17 protein-coding genes are annotated in these 14,774 nt (G+C 71.4%); 9 read left to right on the forward strand and 8 right to left on the reverse strand.

Annotated elements, in window-relative coordinates; all coding sequences use genetic code 11:
* Positions 1 to 16: 16 nt before the first annotated feature.
* Together ACIBEJ_RS23810 and ACIBEJ_RS23815 are read left to right on the forward strand one after the other, a co-directional pair.
* On the forward strand, positions 17 to 1,096 hold the full coding sequence (locus ACIBEJ_RS23810) for an ABC transporter substrate-binding protein (RefSeq protein ID WP_397184979.1): 1,080 nt from the start codon (positions 17 to 19) through the stop codon (positions 1,094 to 1,096).
* On the forward strand, positions 1,072 to 2,175 hold the full coding sequence (locus tag ACIBEJ_RS23815; protein ID WP_397184980.1) for an ABC transporter ATP-binding protein: 1,104 nt from the start codon (positions 1,072 to 1,074) through the stop codon (positions 2,173 to 2,175). The genes ACIBEJ_RS23810 and ACIBEJ_RS23815 overlap by 25 nt, the downstream gene beginning before the upstream one ends.
* On the opposite strand, the gene ACIBEJ_RS23820 is transcribed toward ACIBEJ_RS23815, so the two are convergent.
* The 3 genes from ACIBEJ_RS23820 to ACIBEJ_RS23830 are packed head-to-tail and all read right to left on the reverse strand — an operon-like array spanning position 2,161 to position 4,788.
* Positions 2,161 to 2,691, reverse strand: a complete 531-nt coding sequence (locus tag ACIBEJ_RS23820) for a hypothetical protein (protein ID WP_397184981.1) — start codon at positions 2,689 to 2,691, stop codon at positions 2,161 to 2,163. The genes ACIBEJ_RS23815 and ACIBEJ_RS23820 overlap by 15 nt on opposite strands.
* Positions 2,688 to 4,106 (reverse strand): ATP-binding protein, encoded by a 1,419-nt coding sequence (locus ACIBEJ_RS23825; RefSeq protein ID WP_397184982.1) that lies wholly within the window; start codon positions 4,104 to 4,106, stop codon positions 2,688 to 2,690. The genes ACIBEJ_RS23820 and ACIBEJ_RS23825 overlap by 4 nt, the downstream gene beginning before the upstream one ends.
* Before the next feature lie 7 nt (positions 4,107 to 4,113).
* Complete coding sequence (locus ACIBEJ_RS23830) at positions 4,114 to 4,788, reverse strand: response regulator (protein WP_397184983.1); 675 nt, start codon at positions 4,786 to 4,788, stop codon at positions 4,114 to 4,116.
* 189 nt (positions 4,789 to 4,977) lie between these two features.
* On the opposite strand from ACIBEJ_RS23830, the gene vanY-N reads away from it, so the two are divergent.
* On the forward strand, positions 4,978 to 5,535 hold the full coding sequence (gene vanY-N / locus ACIBEJ_RS23835; protein ID WP_397184984.1) for a D,D-peptidase/D,D-carboxypeptidase VanY-N: 558 nt from the start codon (positions 4,978 to 4,980) through the stop codon (positions 5,533 to 5,535).
* 180 nt (positions 5,536 to 5,715) lie between these two features.
* Positions 5,716 to 6,648, forward strand: a complete 933-nt coding sequence (locus ACIBEJ_RS23840; RefSeq protein ID WP_397184985.1) for an NBR1-Ig-like domain-containing protein — start codon at positions 5,716 to 5,718, stop codon at positions 6,646 to 6,648.
* Between the two features lie 43 nt (positions 6,649 to 6,691).
* On the opposite strand, the gene ACIBEJ_RS23845 is transcribed toward ACIBEJ_RS23840, so the two are convergent.
* From ACIBEJ_RS23845 to ACIBEJ_RS23860, 4 genes are all read right to left on the reverse strand, one after another.
* Positions 6,692 to 7,618 carry a SpoIID/LytB domain-containing protein gene (locus ACIBEJ_RS23845; RefSeq protein WP_397184986.1) on the reverse strand — a complete coding sequence of 309 codons (927 nt, stop codon included), beginning with the start codon at positions 7,616 to 7,618 and terminating at the stop codon, positions 6,692 to 6,694.
* Positions 7,619 to 7,635: 17 nt separating this feature from the next.
* Complete coding sequence (locus ACIBEJ_RS23850; RefSeq protein WP_397184987.1) at positions 7,636 to 8,517, reverse strand: peptidase inhibitor family I36 protein; 882 nt, start codon at positions 8,515 to 8,517, stop codon at positions 7,636 to 7,638.
* 39 nt (positions 8,518 to 8,556) lie between these two features.
* Entirely contained in the window at positions 8,557 to 9,393 is an 837-nt protein-coding gene (locus tag ACIBEJ_RS23855) for a peptidoglycan-binding protein (RefSeq protein WP_397184988.1), read from the reverse strand.
* A gap of 131 nt (positions 9,394 to 9,524) precedes the next feature.
* Complete coding sequence (locus ACIBEJ_RS23860) at positions 9,525 to 10,493, reverse strand: helix-turn-helix transcriptional regulator (protein WP_397184989.1); 969 nt, start codon at positions 10,491 to 10,493, stop codon at positions 9,525 to 9,527.
* 99 nt (positions 10,494 to 10,592) lie between these two features.
* Here ACIBEJ_RS23860 and ACIBEJ_RS23865 point away from each other — a divergent pair, with 99 nt between their 5' ends.
* The 5 genes from ACIBEJ_RS23865 to ACIBEJ_RS23885 all read left to right on the forward strand — a co-directional run bounded on the left by ACIBEJ_RS23865 (position 10,593) and on the right by ACIBEJ_RS23885 (position 13,591).
* Positions 10,593 to 10,988: a RidA family protein gene (locus ACIBEJ_RS23865; protein WP_397185285.1), complete on the forward strand. Its 396-nt coding sequence runs from the start codon at positions 10,593 to 10,595 to the stop codon at positions 10,986 to 10,988.
* Positions 10,989 to 11,061: 73 nt separating this feature from the next.
* A complete protein-coding gene (locus tag ACIBEJ_RS23870) occupies positions 11,062 to 11,535 on the forward strand; it encodes a DUF488 family protein (RefSeq protein WP_397185286.1) in 474 nt (157 codons plus the stop codon).
* A 30-nt stretch (positions 11,536 to 11,565) separates the two neighbouring features.
* Entirely contained in the window at positions 11,566 to 12,009 is a 444-nt protein-coding gene (locus ACIBEJ_RS23875; RefSeq protein WP_397184990.1) for a MarR family winged helix-turn-helix transcriptional regulator, read from the forward strand.
* A complete protein-coding gene (locus ACIBEJ_RS23880; RefSeq protein ID WP_397184991.1) occupies positions 12,006 to 13,004 on the forward strand; it encodes an alpha/beta fold hydrolase in 999 nt (332 codons plus the stop codon). Before ACIBEJ_RS23875 ends, ACIBEJ_RS23880 begins: the two co-directional genes overlap by 4 nt.
* Before the next feature lie 95 nt (positions 13,005 to 13,099).
* Complete coding sequence (locus ACIBEJ_RS23885) at positions 13,100 to 13,591, forward strand: hypothetical protein (protein ID WP_397184992.1); 492 nt, start codon at positions 13,100 to 13,102, stop codon at positions 13,589 to 13,591.
* Positions 13,592 to 13,600: 9 nt separating this feature from the next.
* On the opposite strand, the gene ACIBEJ_RS23890 is transcribed toward ACIBEJ_RS23885, so the two are convergent.
* The gene (locus ACIBEJ_RS23890; RefSeq protein ID WP_397184993.1) at positions 13,601 to 14,572 is read right to left on the reverse strand and encodes a winged helix-turn-helix domain-containing protein; all 972 of its coding nucleotides are present in this window, start codon (positions 14,570 to 14,572) and stop codon (positions 13,601 to 13,603) included.
* Positions 14,573 to 14,774 lie beyond the last annotated feature (202 nt).

Raw genomic sequence — 14,774 nt, forward strand, 5'->3', positions numbered from 1 at the left:
CGGGAGGAGACGGAAGATGGCACGCAGGCGTCACGCGCTCGCCGCCCTCGCGGCGGCCACGCTGCTGGTGAGCTCGTGCGGGAACGTCATCGAGGCGCAGAACGAGGCCAAGTCCGGCGACGACCACGGCGGCGGCAAGCTGCTGCGCGTCGCGATCTTCGGCGGCTCTTGGGAGAAGGGCATCAGGCAGAGCGTGATCGCCCCCTTCGAGAAGGAGACCGGCATCCGCGTGCAGGCCGAGATCGGCACCTCGACCGTGACGCTGGGCAAGCTGCGCCAGTCGCCGGACGCGGTCGACGTCGCCCTGCTCGACTCGGGCATCTCGGAGACCGCCCGCGCGGAGAAGCTGGTGGCCAGCCTGCCCGAGAACAAGATCCCGGCGCTGCCCGAGCTGGCCGACCGCGCCAAGCTGCGCGACGGCGACGGGGTCTGGGCCCTCACCATGGGCTACTGGGCGCTGGGGCTGGCCTATAACACCGAGAAGGTCAAGACGCCGCCGGCCTCCTGGGACGACCTGTGGGCGCCCGCGAACGCCGGCCGGGTCGCCATCCCCGCCCCCGCGACCACCGGCGGGCTGCCGCTGGCGCTGCTGGCGGCCGGCCAGGCCGACGCCAAGGGCAGCGCCGACATCACGCCGGGCCTGACCAGACTGAAGGACCTGAACGCGGTGTCCTTCTTCGACTCCTCCGGCGCGGCCAGCAACCTGCTGCAGTCCGGCGAGGCCACCGTCGCCGCCCACTACAACTCGGGCGCCTGGCCGCTGGCCGACCAGGGTCTGCCCATCACGTGGGTGGCGCCCAAGGAGGGCGCGCTGGCGGCCGACAGCCGCTGGCACGTCACCACCAAGGCGCACAACGTGGAGGCGGCCTACAGGTTCCTGGACTTCGCCTCGCGTAAACAGGCGCAGGAGGGACTGGTCAAGACGCTCTACCTGGCTCCCGCCAACACCACGGCGGTGATCCCGGAATCGGTGCGCGCACGCATGCCGTACGGGCCGGACGGCTCGCTCGACGACCTGCGCTACGTGGACTGGAACATGGTCAACCAGAACAAATCGAAATGGACGGACGCATGGACCAGGACCGTGCCGCGATGACCACCACCACCGACACCGCCGGCGGCCGGCTGGAGCTGCGGAAGGTCAGCAAGCGCTACGACAGCCACCTCGTCGTGGACGACGTCGACCTCACCGTCGCGGAAGGGGAGTTCCTCACGCTCCTCGGCCCGAGCGGCTGCGGCAAGACGACGGTGCTGAACCTGCTGGCCGGGTTCATCGGCCCCGACGCCGGCGACATCCTCATCGACGGGGTGAGCGTGGCCGCCACCCCGCCCCACCGCCGCCCGGTGAACACGGTCTTCCAGGACTACGCGCTGTTCCCGCACATGAGCGTGCTGGACAACGTGGCGTTCGGGCCGAGGATGACCAAGATGGACCGCAGGGCCAGGCACGCGCTGGCGGGCGAGGCACTCGAACTGGTCGGCATGAGCGGGTTCGGCGACCGCCGTCCCGCCGCGCTGTCCGGCGGCCAGCGCCAGCGCGTCGCCCTGGCCAGGGCCCTGGTGTGCCGGCCGCGCGCGCTGCTGCTCGACGAGCCGTTCGCCGCCCTCGACCTGCAACTGCGCAGGCAGCTCCAGCGCGAGCTGCGGGCGCTGCACAGCGAGCGCGGCACCACGTTCGTCTTCGTCACCCACGACCAGGAGGAGGCCGCCACGCTGTCGGACCGGATCGCGGTGCTGCGCGGCGGCCGGGTCGAGCAGGCGGGCACCCCCGGCGACATCTTCGACCGGCCGGAGACGGCCTTCGTCGCCGGGTTCATCGGCGAGTCGAACGTCCTGCCCGCCGTGACGGGCGAGGCCGGCCTGGTCGTGCCCGGTCTCGGCGGCGTGACGCTCCCCGTGCCCGCCGAGCGCCTGCCCGCCGAGGGCGTCGCGATCCGCCCGGAACGCCTGCGCGTCCTCGGCGCCGCCGAGGAACCACCCCAGGGCTGGTACGGCGTGCCCGCCCGCACCCTCGACGTGATCAGGGTGGCCTCCGACATCCGCGTCACCGCCGAGACCGAGGCGGGCGCCACGCTCCGCGTCACGATGCCCGTCACCCAGCCCGCGCCGGGCCAGAACGAGAACGTCCGGCTGGCCTTCCACCTCGACCACGCCGTCCCGCTACCCTCCGCCTGAGGGGACCGGCTCGTCGCCGGGAGGGGTGCCGGGCCAGTCGCGGCTCCTGCACGTGCGCGGGCCGGCGCTCTGCCCGCCGCCCATCACGGTGACCTGCTGGGGGCCGTCCGGCCGCATCGCCCTGACCGTGCAGACGATCTGGTCGACGGCCAGCGTGGACAGCTCCTTGGCGGGCACGGACTGGGTCACCTCCATCCGGCCGGGCTTGACGGTCAGCGTGAACGGGCCCGCTTCGCGCGGGACCTTGGTGGTGAGCCCCTGCGCCCGCTCGCTCGGGCTGGGCGCCTCCGTCAGCAGCGCCAACTGCTCGCCGGGGAACAACGGCCGGCCCCTGGGCCGCGTCACCCGGATGAGCCGGCCGTCCTTGACCAGGTAGAGGGCGTTCGTCGTGCGCGGTGCGACGCCTCCGCTCGGGGGATAGCCGTCCCTGACGACGTCGGTGGGCCGCACGCCGCAGCCGGCGACGGCGAGCGTCGAGACGAGCGCGGCGGCGAGCGCGCGGCGGGCGAGCCTCATTCCCGGCCTCCGTCCAGGTCGCGCGGCAGGCGCAGCGTGAACAGGGCGCCGCCGTCCCGGGCATTGGTGACGGTGAGATCGCCCCGGTGCAGGCGGGCGTTCTCCATGGCGATGGCGAGGCCGAGCCCGCTGCCCTCGGATCTGGCCCTGGCCGCGCTGGCCTTGAAGAACCGGTCGAACACGTGCGGCAGCACCGCCTCGTCCAGGCCCGGTCCGTGGTCGCGTACCTCCAGGGTGATCCAGTGGGGGTCGGCGGCGAGGCGTACCGACACCGGGGGCTCGCCGTGGCGCAGGGCGTTGCCGACCAGGTTCGCGAGGACGACGTCCACGCGGCGCGGGTCGAGCCGCGCCGTCACCCCGGCGGGCAGGTCGGTCTCCACCTGCTCCGACCAGCCCCGGGTACGCAGGGTCGCGCGGACCAGCTCCGCCATGTCGACGTCGTTGGGCGCCAGGGCAGCGACGCCGGAGTCGAACCTGCTGATCTCGATGAGGTCGTTCACCAGCCCGGTGAGGTTGAGCGTCTCCTGGCTGACCAGCCTGGCCGCCCTGCCCGCGGGCTCGGGCAGCTCGGCCGCCTCCTCGTCCAGGACGTCGGCGACCGCGGTGAGCGCGGCCAGCGGGGTGCGCAGCTCGTGGGAGACGTCGGCCACGAACCTGCGGGCGTCGGCCTCCATCTCGCGAAGCTGCCTGACGTGCCGCTCCAGCTCCGCGGCGGTCTCGTTGAAGGTACGCGCCACGTCGGCCAGCTCGTCGGCGCCGCGGACCTCGATCCTGGTCTGCAACTGGCCCTCGCCGAGCAGGCGGGCGGCCCGGCCGAGCTCGCGTACCGGACGCAGGACGCCGCGGATGGCCAGCGACGCCAGCACGATCGCGAAGGCCAGGGCGGCCGTGCCGGTCAGCCAGGCGAGCGTGGCCAGGTCGTCGATGCTGCGCTGTTCGGGGGCCAGGCTGCGGACGTTGTAGACCTCGATGCCGGACGCCCGCGTCTCCCCGCCGTCCTCGACGACCAGCAACGGCGTGCCGATGACCAGGAAGGGACTGCCCTGCCGGATCACGCGCTGCCAGGCGAAGTCGCCCTCGGCCACCGCCCGCCGTATCGCCGCCGGAATCATCGACGGGTCCAGCGGACCGGGCGAGCGCGCCTCCTCGTAGACGGCGACCACGCTCTCCTCCTCGCCCACGGCACGGGCGATCTCCTGGAGCTCCTGTTCGTCCGGCGCCGGGTTGCGCAGCGGGTAGAGCGCCTGGAGGCGGCTGGTCATCGCCTGCATCGCGGCGTCCTGGGTCCGCTGCAGGATGGCGTTGCGGGCCTGGACGTAGATCCCGCCGGCCACCGCCACCGCCGTGACCACGCACAGCAGGGCGAACGCGAACAGCAGCCGGGCACGCAGTCCCAGGCTCGGCCGAGGCGTCACGAGCCGCTCAAACCGGCCCGAAGCGATATCCGAAGCCGCGTACCGTCTGCACGTAGACGGGCGCCGCGGAATCGTCCTCGATCTTCGCCCGCAACCGCTGCACGCACGCGTCCACGAGACGCGAGTCGCCGAAGTAGCCGTGCTCCCACACCGACTCCAGCAACTGCTGGCGGCTGTGCACCCGGCCGGGCGTGCCGGACAGTTCGAGCAGCAGGCGCAGCTCGGTCGGCGTGAGGCTGACCGGCTCGCCGCGGTGGGAGACCACCAGCCCGGCCCGGTCGATGGTCAGGTCGCCGTGCCGCTCCAGCTCCGCCTGGTCGCGGCCGATCCGCCGCAGCACCGCGCGGATGCGGGCCTCCAGCACCCTGGGCTGCACGGGCTTGACCACGTAGTCGTCGGCGCCCGCCTCCAGTCCGGCCACCACGTCCATGTCGTCGCCGCGCGCGGTCAGCATGATGATCGGAATCTCCCGGAACGCACGGATGCGGCGGCAGACCTCGAACCCGTCCATCCCCGGCAACATCAGATCGAGCACCACCACGTCCGGCAGGTCGGTGCGGAGCCGGTCAAGCCCCTGCTCTCCGGACTCCACCGCCCCCACCCGATGCCCGTGCCGGGTCAGGGCAAGCTCCAGGCCCTCCCGCACGGCGGGGTCGTCCTCGATCAGCAACACTCGCGACACGCCGCCGAGTTTCACAGCACGCTCCGTACCTCTTCCGCAGGCCAACCCATCCACTGTCGGCCGGCCGCATCCCCGTCTCGTCCGCGCCGTGTCATGGTTGTGTCACGGTCGCTCAGGGGGTGGCCGTCGTCGAGAAACCGAGACATACGGCAGACAACTCACGCACATTCGCCGCCAATCGTAGTCCGCATGAGCGAACCACGCACACTCCCACCCCGGCTCAGAGACCGGGTGTTCGCCGCGGTCACGCTGGTACTCGCGGTGCTCCTGCTGCCCGTGGCGTGTGTCCGCCGCCCCGGCCGAGGCCGCGAGACGGCCTGCCGCTGGGCGCTGGGACTGCGCTTCCCGGCCGAGGACCTCACCGGCCTGACCGAGGGCGCGCTGGCGGCGTTCTCCGCGGCGCGCACCGAGGCGCTCTGGCGGCACGGCCAGCTCATCGGCCTCACCTCCGGCTACCGCGACCCCGCCGTCCAGCAGCGGATGTTCGACGAGGAGGTACGCCGCTCCGGCTCACCGATCTTCGCGCGGATGCTCGTGTTGCCCCCGGCGGAGTCGAACCACGTCAAGGGTCTCGCGCTGGACGTGCGCCCGCACGAGGGGGCGCGCTGGCTGGAGGAGCACGGCGCCCGCTACGACCTCTACCGCATCTACGACAACGAGTGGTGGCACTTCGAGTACCGCCCCGACCGCGGCGGCCTGCCCCCGCGCCGCCGCCCCCACCCCGGCGTCCGCTCCTTGGTCGACTAGCCGTCAGCGGAAGCCGGCGACGCGGAACGAGGCGCGAAGCGAGGTTTTCCCGCACGGAATGGCTTCTCCGGGGGGACTGGTGCCAGAACCTGTTCCACGCGGTGAAGTCCGTTGGGGCCGCAGGACGCGTGTCAACGGTTTGGGTTGAGGGGAGGGTATGGGGGCTGTTAGCTTCGCACGGTGGACGACAGGCGTGCACGGGCGGAGGCGATCGAGGACTTCGCGGCGGCCCTGCGGGAACTGCGCGATTCCGTCGGCAACCCACCTTTTCGGGAAATGTCCGGCCGGTCCGGGGCGATCTCCCACACGACGTTGCACGAGGCCGTCAAGGGCAACCGGCTGCCCAGCTGGGAGACGACCGTCGAGTTCGTCAAGGCTTGTGGCGCGGACCCGGCCGCGTACCGGGAACGCTGGGATGCGGCGAACCTCGCGGTCAAGTCGGTGGGCGGCACCGCCGAGCTTCCTGTGGTCGTCGCCGACGACGTGCGACCGGCCGACGTGCGACCGGCCGACGTGCGAGCGGCCTGGGCCGCGCAGGACGTCCGGCCCTCGCCTCGCGCGCGGTGGCTCCATCCTGCCGTGGTCGCGGGGGCGACGGCCGTCGTCCTGGGGGCGGTGGTGCTGGTCGTCGTGGTCTTCAACCGCGAATCCACACCCGAGGGACCGCTGACGCCGGTGCCCGATCCGTCGATCGCGCTGTCCTCGGCCGGTTGTCCGGTGCGGTCGGGCAATCCGCCTCCGGCTCCGCCCTTATACAAGGGCGACGCGGCCGTGTTCGTCGCGGACGTCACGCTGCCCGACTGCATGCACGTCGGCCCCGAGGAGACCCTGGCCAAGGTGTGGCGGCTCAAGAACGCCGGGAGCGTGGTGTGGAAGGGGTACTCGCTGCGCCGCCTCGACCCCGCGCAGCAGGCCGACCACTGCCGGACCGTCTCCAGCGTGCCGATCAAGGACACGCGGCCCGGCCAGATGGTCGACATCGGGACCGATGTCACGACACCCAGCAAGCCGGGCCTGTGCTACGCGCGGTTCAAGATGGTGGACAAATCCGGGAAGGTCGTGTTCCCCGGCAGCAGGCCGGTCACCTTCCAGATCATCGTCAACAGACGCTAGTTCCCCGCCGCGCGGGTGCGCGGGCGGGGAACCGTAGGGGGCTTCAGCGGCCGATGGCGATCCCCGTGTAGTAGCTCCGGAGGATCCTGGCGTAGCTCCAGCCCGCTCGGGCCTTGTCGCGTGAGCCCCGCTGCGACATCCAGTCACCGGTGACCCAGTTGCCGCACGCCGTCGTCGTCGAGCAGTACTGGGCCTTGAAGATCTTCCCGCCGCGGGTCAGCCGCAGGCCCCAGGTCGCGTCCACCGCGGCGCTGGTCGACGGCTTGGCCGAGCCGGGCTTGTAGACCTGGCTCGACGTGTGGTCGTAGACGTCGAAGCACTGGCCGCCCGGCGTCTTGCGGTTCGACCGCATCGCCCAGTACCAGCCGAAGTTCTTGACGGCCAGCGCCCCCGCCCTGAGGGACTCCCGGGGCCAGCTCGACACCCACTCGTTGGGCAGGACGTTCTTGACGTACGTCCTGAAGTCCACCCGCTCGACCCGGTTCAGGGACTTGCGGTACACGAGGATCGTCGTGGGCGGCCTGGTGTCGGTTCCGTCGCTCTTGCAGCCGGTCGGCGGACCGGAGGTCAGGAACAGGTGGGAGGCGTTCTGGTTCTTCAGGGTCGGGTTCAGGTTGCCGCGCGCGCCGGCGGCGAAGTCCTGGTGGGCGCCGGTGTGGCCGCTGTTGAAGAAGACGCGGACGGTCTTGGCGCTGCGGTTCCAGACGGAGGCGGCGGAGTTCTTGATGCACTTGCCCTTGCCGTTGCCCGGTCCCTTGAAGTCGTAGCAGGAGGGCTGTTTCGTCGCGTAGTCGCCGACCGAGCCGGTGAAGTCGGAGACGGAGCCTTTGTTGTTGCTGTTGAAGTAGTAGCAGAACTCGCCGGGTTCGCAGACGCCGTTGCGGTTGGTGGCCGAGGCGGGGCCGGCGGTGGCGAGCACCGTGCCGCCGAGCGCCATCGCGGAGATCAGCCGTACCGTTCGTGAGAGCACAGTCGTTCTCCTCATGGTTATCGGATGCTGTAGCCCTGGGAGTTCCAGAACGAGGTCGGGTTCGGGTTCTGCAGATGCGGGTCGCCGACGCTCTTGGCCGCGCGCAGGTGGCGTCCGGGGCGCATCTCCACGTGGGTGTGCGCGGCCCGCTTGCTCGACACCCCGTGCCACGACTCCTTGGCGATGATCTGGCCGCGCCTGACCTGCTGGCCCACGCGCAACGACGCCAGCGGAGCGGAGTGCAGGTAGATCACCGTCTTGTTCAGCGAGGGCAGGTAGATGGCGATCGTGGACAGGCCCCGGCCGCCGGGCTTGCCGCGTACGACGTTGATGACCTGGCCTGACACCAGGGAACGAACGTTCGCGTCCACGCTCCTGACGATGTCGATGCCCTCGTGGCGGCCGGGCGTGTTGCGGTAGCCGTCGAATCCGGCGGAGATCCGGCCCCTCGCCGCGTACAGCGAGTAGGACATCGCGCCGCGCGGCGCCGACGACGACGGGCCGAACAGGTGGGAGGCGTTCTGGTTCTTCAGGGTGGGGTTCAGGTTGCCCCTCGCCCCGGCGGCGAAGTCCTGGTACGTGCCGGTGTGGCCGCTGTTGAAGAAGACGCGGACGGTCTTGGCGCTGCGGTTCCAGACGGAGGCGGCGGAGTTCTTGATGCACTTGCCCTTGCCGTTGCCCAGCCCCTTGAAGTCGTAGCAGGAGGGCTGCTTGGTGGCGTAGTCGCCGACCGAGCCGGTGAAGTCGGAGACCGATCCCTGGTTGTTGCTGTTGAAGTAGTAGCAGAACTCGCCGGGTTCGCAGACGCCGTTGCGGTTGGTGGCCGAGGCGGGGCCGGCGGCGGCGAGCACCGTCCCGCCGAGCGCCATCGCGGTGAGGATCCTGGTGAGCGTGGTCATGGTCGTTCTCCTGTCTGCGGTGATGGTCGTTCGGGGGAGTCAGCGGCGCTGGTACTCCTCCCAGGTGCGGATGGTCACCTTCGGCCCGTCGTCCTGGCCGCGGCCGGCGAGGCCGTTCAGACCGAGGTAGTAGTCGCCGGCCTGGTGCTGGGCCTGGCCGGAGAGATCGGTGTCACTGATGGCGACGGCGTGGATGTGCCACGGCCAGTCGTCCTGCCGGGGGTCGCGCACCCACGCGGCGAAACCGACCCGCCGCAACCCGCGCACGACCGCCGTTCTGGTGGCGGTGTTCATCCCCTTGACCGAGATGTCGAGGACGCCGCCGCCGTCGTGGGTGCCGGCGGAGGTCGGGTCGCCGCCGGGGTTGTACGAGCCCTGGTCGAGCTTGAGGTCCCGCCGGGTCAGCCGCTCGGCCTCGGCCAGCATGTCCCGCGTACGCGTGTTGACGGCGAAGCCGTCCACGGACACGCGGGCCCCGGGGGTGATGACGGCGGTCACCCTGAAGCGGCCGGCCCCGAGCTTGGCCAGCGAGGCCCTGCCCGGCAGGCCGTTGGCGGCCAGACCGGTGAGGCCGAGTGACCGCTGGAAGCCCGCGTAGGCGGCGACCGTCGTGGTGCCGAAGTAGCCGTCCACCCACCTGGCGTCGAGCAGCCCCCGATCGTGCAGCGCCTGCTCGACGAGGAGCACGCTGCCCTTGGCACCCGGGGTCAGCGAGTCGTCAGCCCGGCGCGGGTCGATCTGCGCCGCCTTGACGGTGGCTTCCATGTTCACCGCGGGAAGGGACCTGACGCCGGACGCGTGCGCCGCCGACATCCCGGTCAGTGGGGTGACCAGGGCGACCGCCGTGAGTGCGGCGGCGCTTGAGGGCAGCTTCATCGGTACTCCTTGATTCGCGGATTCCTCGGTGCGGCGGAATCAAGGTCCCGGACCACGAAGCTGTCCGGTAGCGGTTCTGTGTTGTCAGCCTGTACGCACGAGCCGCCTGACAAGCGGGATCATGAAAAAGGTCAGGTTTCGTACCGGGTGACGACCGCGGCGGCCCGCCGGTGCAGGGCCTCGCGCAACCACTGCGGGGACAGGGCCTCGGCGTTCGTGCTGAGCTGCCACAGCGCCCACTCGGCGTGCCGGGCGTCCTGGAAGCCGACCTCCATCCGCAGCCACCCGTCCGCTTCCGTCTCCTCAGCGTGTACGGCCAGCGCCGTGCCCAGAAGCTCCTCCCGCCGGGCCGGGTTCATGCGGACCACCACGCTGACCTGGTCGCCGCCGGCCCGGAAACGCGTGCTGCGTTCCTGCCAGGCCCGGTCCAGGTCGACGCGGTCCGGTCGCTGCGCGGGCTCGTCGAGCTCCTCGGCGGCCAGGACCCGCGACAGCCGGTAGGTACGGTCCTCGCCGGACCTCTTGGCCAGCAGGTAGCCCCGGTCGCGGATGGTGACCAGGCCGATCGGGTCCACGGTCCGCCATTCCGGCGGCCGGCCCGCGGCGGCGTACTGGATGCGCAGTCTGTGTCCCGCGAACACCGCGCGCAGGACCTCGGAGGCGATGGCGTCGGGCACCTCCTCGGCGGCCAGCCGGCGGGACAAGAGGTCGGTCTCGGGGTCGATGAGCAGGCGCTCGGCCGCGCCCGCCGCGGTCTCCCGGTAGCTCTCCGGCAGCGCGTCGACCACCTTGAGCATCGCCGACGCGAGCGCGGAGCCGAGGCCGAACGCCTGCCCGCCGCGCCGCGATCCGGCCACGAGCAGGGCGAGGGCCTCGTCGGGGTTCAGCCCGGTGAGTTCGGTGCGGAAGCCCGGCAGCAACGCGAACCCGCCGAGCCGCCCGCGCTCGGCGTAGACCGGGACACCCGCCGCGGACAGCGCCTCGATGTCGCGCAGCACGGTCCGGGTGGACACCTCCAGCTCGCGGGCCAGCGCGGACGCCGACAGCCGGCCGTGCCGCCGCAGCAGCAGGACCAGCGAGACCAACCGGTCGGCGCGCATGCGCGAACTTTATCCAAATACACGACACAGGTTGTCGTGATTGGTTGGCAGGCTGGTCGACGCGAGGCAAAGACATATCGAAACGGAGTGAACGTGGCAATAGAGAGAACGGCCGTCAACCCGTGGCCGTGGTCGGTGGAGCTGGGCTACAACCAGGGCGAGGTGGTGTCAGGGCAGGCCAGGACCCTGTACATATCCGGGCAGACCGCGATGAGCGGCGACGGCAAGCCCCAGCACGACGACGACATGGCGGCGCAACTGGCGCTGAGCCTCGGCAACCTGGAGGCCGTGCTCGGCGAGGCCGGCATGTCCCTGGCGAACCTCGTCCGCCTCAACGTCTACACCACCGACGTGGACCTGCTCTTCCAGCACTACGGCGTGCTGGCGGGACGGCTGGGCGCCGCCGGGGTGGCCCCGACCACCACGATGCTCGGGGTGACGCGGCTGGCGATCCCCGGCCTGATGGTCGAGCTGGAGGGCACCGCGGTCGCGTGAGGCGGCCCGCCGCCTCCGGCAGCCCTGCCGGAGGCGGCACGAACAGGGGAAAGGGGGATCTCCGGTGCGCGGAATGGTGACGATCGGCGTCTACGGCTTCGACGCCGAGACCTTCCTGCGAGCGCTGCGGCAGGCGGACGTGCGCGTGCTGCTCGACGTGCGCCAGCGCCGTGGCGTCCGCGGCCCCGAGTACGCCTGGGCGAACGCGCGCCGGCTGCAGGCCGCCCTGGCCGACGCCCGGATCGCCTACGAGCACCACCGCGAGCTGGCGCCCACCACCGAACTGCGCCACCTGCAGTACGCCGAGGACGCGCGTCAGGGTGTCGGCAAGCGCTCGCGCCGCGAGCTCGCCCCGGAGTACACCCGCCGCTACACCGGCGAGATCCTCGATCACGCCGACCTCGTGCCGATCGTGGCGGAGCTGCCGGGCAGCGGGAGCGCGGCGCTGCTCTGCGTGGAGCGCGACGCCGAGGCGTGTCACCGTTCGCTGATCGCGCGGCGGCTGGCCGAGCGGCACCGCGTGACGGTCGAGCACCTGCGGCCGTAAATAGTCAACGCCATGTAGACTATCTACATCATGGCAAGTACTCCTGACGTCGAGCGGCTCGCGTCCCGGCTGCGGACGCTGGCCCTGCAGCGCTCCGACGCGTGGCTGGACCTCGACCTCACGCTGCCCCAGCTCCGCGTGCTGTTCGCGGTCCGCCGCCGGGACGGCTGCACGGTGTCGGAGCTGGCCGAGACGCTCGGACGGCGGCTCGCGGCCACCTCCGCCCTGGTGAACCGGCTGGTCCGCGCCGGGCTGCTGGACCGGGTGAGCGACCAGGACGATCGCCGCCGTATCCGGCTGCGGCTCACCGGCGAGGCGGAACAGATGCTGACCGCCGTGGACCGGCGCTCGGCCGACCGGTTCGCGGCGGTCCTCGGCCGGATGAGCGTGCGGGGCCGCGCCGCGCTGGCCGAGGCCCTGACCGAGCTGATCGACCTCGTCTCAGCTGATCTGCCGGAGAAGGGGCGCTCATGAACCCGTATCAGGATTTATCCGGTACGACCGAGGTCAAGGTGCCCGGTTTCCGCGAACACCACTTCGACGCCGGCGGCGTGCGGATCAACTACGTGGCCGGCCCGGACAACGGGCCGCCGCTGGTCCTGCTCCCCGCGCAGATGGGCATCTGGGAGAGCTACCAGCGGGTCCTGGCCCCGCTGTCGCGCCGCTCGCGGGTCTACGCGCTCGACCTGCGCGGCCACGGCAAGTCGAGCTGGACCCCCGGCGCGTACTCCTGGCGTCACCTCGGCGCGGACATGACCGCGTTCCTGTCCGAGGTCGTCCGCGAGCCCGCCGTCGTCGCCGGCAACTCCTCCGGCGGGCTCGTCGCCCTGTGGTGCGCGGCCAACCTGCCCGCCCAGGTCGCCGGGGTGATCCTGGAGGACGCCCCGGTCTTCTCCGCGGAGCTGCCCCGCTTCCGGGACCGCGACCGTTACGTGTACGGCGGGCTGAAGCACGTGGCGGACGTGCTCGGCGACCCCGCCCACCGGGACCTCGCCGAGTACTTCCGCGGCCTGACGCTCCCGGTCTCGCAAACCCGGGAGAAGCGCGTACCGGACTGGTTCATCTCCTACCTGTCGCGCCGCATCAAGGCGTTCCAGGCCCGCCACCCCGGCCGCCCGGTGGACATCCCCTACTTCCCCCGCAGGCTCCGCCTGCTGCTCAAGTGCCTGTCCATGTACGACCCGGACTTCGCCCGGGCCTTCGTCGACGGCCGGTTCTACGACGGTCTCGACCACGCCGAGGCGCTCACCCGCGTGTCGTGCCCCATGCTGGTGCTCCACGGCGACTGGCGGCGGCTGCCCGGCCACGGCCTGATCGGCGCGATGGACGACGACGACGCGGCCCGGATCAGGCGGCTCGTCCCGCACAGCCACTACCGCAGGATCCACGCCAACCACGTGATCCACATGTACGAACCCCGCCGGTACGTCGAGGCGGTCACCGCCTTTCTCGAATCGCCGGAGAACTGACCCATCGTTTCGGTTTTCCTGGAAGTCGGCCATTCATTCCGGCATCTCTCGCTAATGTCGGCGCCGTCGTTGACGAACTTTCGAGGGATATGGATATGACCATTCGCAGCACCGCACTTTCCCTTCTGGCCGCCGGTACGGCGGGCATCGCGCTCATGGCGGGAGGGACGGTGGCGGCGTCCGCGTCCTCCACTCCGGGGCTGCTCACGCTGACCCGTTACTACAGCGGCGCGAAGCACTGGAGCACCACCGGATCGGCCCCCGGCGGCAATTACGAGAGCGAACTCAAGGTGGCGATCCTGGCCAAGCAGGAGCCGGGCGCGGTCCCGCTCTACGGCTGCATGGCGGGGCACGCGCCGCTCGACCAGTTCCTGAGCCTGAACCAGTCCTGCGAGGGCAGCAAGAACGCGTTCCTGCGGGTCGAGGGTTATCTCTACAGCAGCCCGGTGCCCGGTTTCACCCGCCCGATCTACCGCTGCCACTGGGCGAAGGCGCAGAGCCACTTCTTCTCGCTGAAGTCCACGTGCGAGAGCACCGGCTCCAACCCGGTGAAGAGCGACTTCAAGCTCGGCTACGTCAAGGGCTAGCGCCGCCGATCAGGTGCTGAACAGGTCGATCAGGACCTGGGCGCGCGCGGTGCGCCGCACGTAGATCTCGCGGCCCTGCCGGACGCGGGTGATGAGCCCGGCCGACTCGAGCCGGTCGCAGTGGTAGGAGACCATGTTCGGCGCGTGCTGGACGCGCCGGCCCAGCGCGCCCATGGTCAGCGGCCGGTCGAGGCAGGTCAGGATGGCCGCGCGGGCCTCGCCCATGAAGCACCGCAGCAGGTCTGGCCGCTGCCGTTCCGGCGCGGGGGCGGCGGTCAGGCCGGGCAGCGGGTAGCCGATCCACACCGCGCCCGGCCCGTCCAGGCGGGCGATCAGGGCGTTCTGCCCGGCCAGCATCGGCATCAGCACCAGCGACCGCGAGCCGATCGTGAAGGTCTCCGGCTCGACGTCGGGGAAGCTGAGCACGTCCTCCTGGTAGCGGCAGCCCACGTGCAGGTCGTCCAGCACCACGTCCAGGCAGCGGCGGGCGGCGGCCACCGCAACCCGCTCCACCTCGCGCTCCATGACCGGCAGCATCCGCCGCCACAGCGGGCTCATCGCCGACCAGGCCGCCTGCAGCAGGTCGGCGTAGCCGCCCAGCCACCGCCGGGGGTTGTCCACCGCGCCCCGCCAGTGCGGCGCCGGTGGCCCGCCGCTGATCGCCTCCAGCTCGCTCAGCAGCAGGTCGGGCGGCAGGTCGCGGAGCATCTCCACCTGCTCGGGGACCTCCAGGTCGCGCGTGAACTCGCCCGGCAGCACCACGTCGGGCAGGACGCTGAAGCCGGGGGAGGCCAGCGACCTGACCACCATCGCGTCCTGGGCGCCGGCCGCCGAGCGGACCAGTTGCCGCCACGGCTCGGGAGCGCCCCTGGCCCGGCCGGACAGCGCGTCAGTGATCAACGCCAGCATCGTCAGGCCGGGCGACAACGTCACCGACACCGGCACCCGCTCCAGCCGCCCGACTACCAGACTCGTCCGCATCCCACTCCATCCCCCGGCTCGTCCAGGTCACCGAGCTCCGGGGCGCCACCGTCGAGCGCGGACGGCATCGGGACGCGCTCGCGCAGGGCCCTCGGCAACCGGGCGTCTGCCACAGGTCAGGAGCAAAGCAGAAGTGACCGGCGGCCGTCTAATAGTGGTAACGAGAAGAAAGCCATATCGACTCCTGCATGAATGCTCGTCA

The sequence above is a fragment of the Nonomuraea sp. NPDC050790 genome (assembly GCF_044456745.1).
In the GTDB taxonomy this organism is placed as follows: domain Bacteria; phylum Actinomycetota; class Actinomycetes; order Streptosporangiales; family Streptosporangiaceae; genus Nonomuraea.

Coding starts and splice junctions, on each gene's coding strand:
- ACIBEJ_RS23810 (WP_397184979.1), top strand. CDS start 17: ATGGCACGCAGGCGTCACGCGCTCGCCGCCCTCGCGGCGGCCACGCTG.
- ACIBEJ_RS23880 (WP_397184991.1), top strand. CDS start 12,006: ATGAACCCGTATCAGGATTTATCCGGTACGACCGAGGTCAAGGTGCCC.
- ACIBEJ_RS23820 (WP_397184981.1), bottom strand. CDS start 2,691: ATGAGGCTCGCCCGCCGCGCGCTCGCCGCCGCGCTCGTCTCGACGCTC.
- ACIBEJ_RS23890 (WP_397184993.1), bottom strand. CDS start 14,572: ATGCGGACGAGTCTGGTAGTCGGGCGGCTGGAGCGGGTGCCGGTGTCG.
- ACIBEJ_RS23885 (WP_397184992.1), top strand. CDS start 13,100: ATGACCATTCGCAGCACCGCACTTTCCCTTCTGGCCGCCGGTACGGCG.
- ACIBEJ_RS23860 (WP_397184989.1), bottom strand. CDS start 10,493: ATGCGCGCCGACCGGTTGGTCTCGCTGGTCCTGCTGCTGCGGCGGCAC.
- ACIBEJ_RS23870 (WP_397185286.1), top strand. CDS start 11,062: ATGGTGACGATCGGCGTCTACGGCTTCGACGCCGAGACCTTCCTGCGA.
- ACIBEJ_RS23850 (WP_397184987.1), bottom strand. CDS start 8,517: ATGACCACGCTCACCAGGATCCTCACCGCGATGGCGCTCGGCGGGACG.
- ACIBEJ_RS23815 (WP_397184980.1), top strand. CDS start 1,072: ATGGACCAGGACCGTGCCGCGATGACCACCACCACCGACACCGCCGGC.
- ACIBEJ_RS23855 (WP_397184988.1), bottom strand. CDS start 9,393: ATGAAGCTGCCCTCAAGCGCCGCCGCACTCACGGCGGTCGCCCTGGTC.
- ACIBEJ_RS23875 (WP_397184990.1), top strand. CDS start 11,566: ATGGCAAGTACTCCTGACGTCGAGCGGCTCGCGTCCCGGCTGCGGACG.
- vanY-N (WP_397184984.1), top strand. CDS start 4,978: ATGAGCGAACCACGCACACTCCCACCCCGGCTCAGAGACCGGGTGTTC.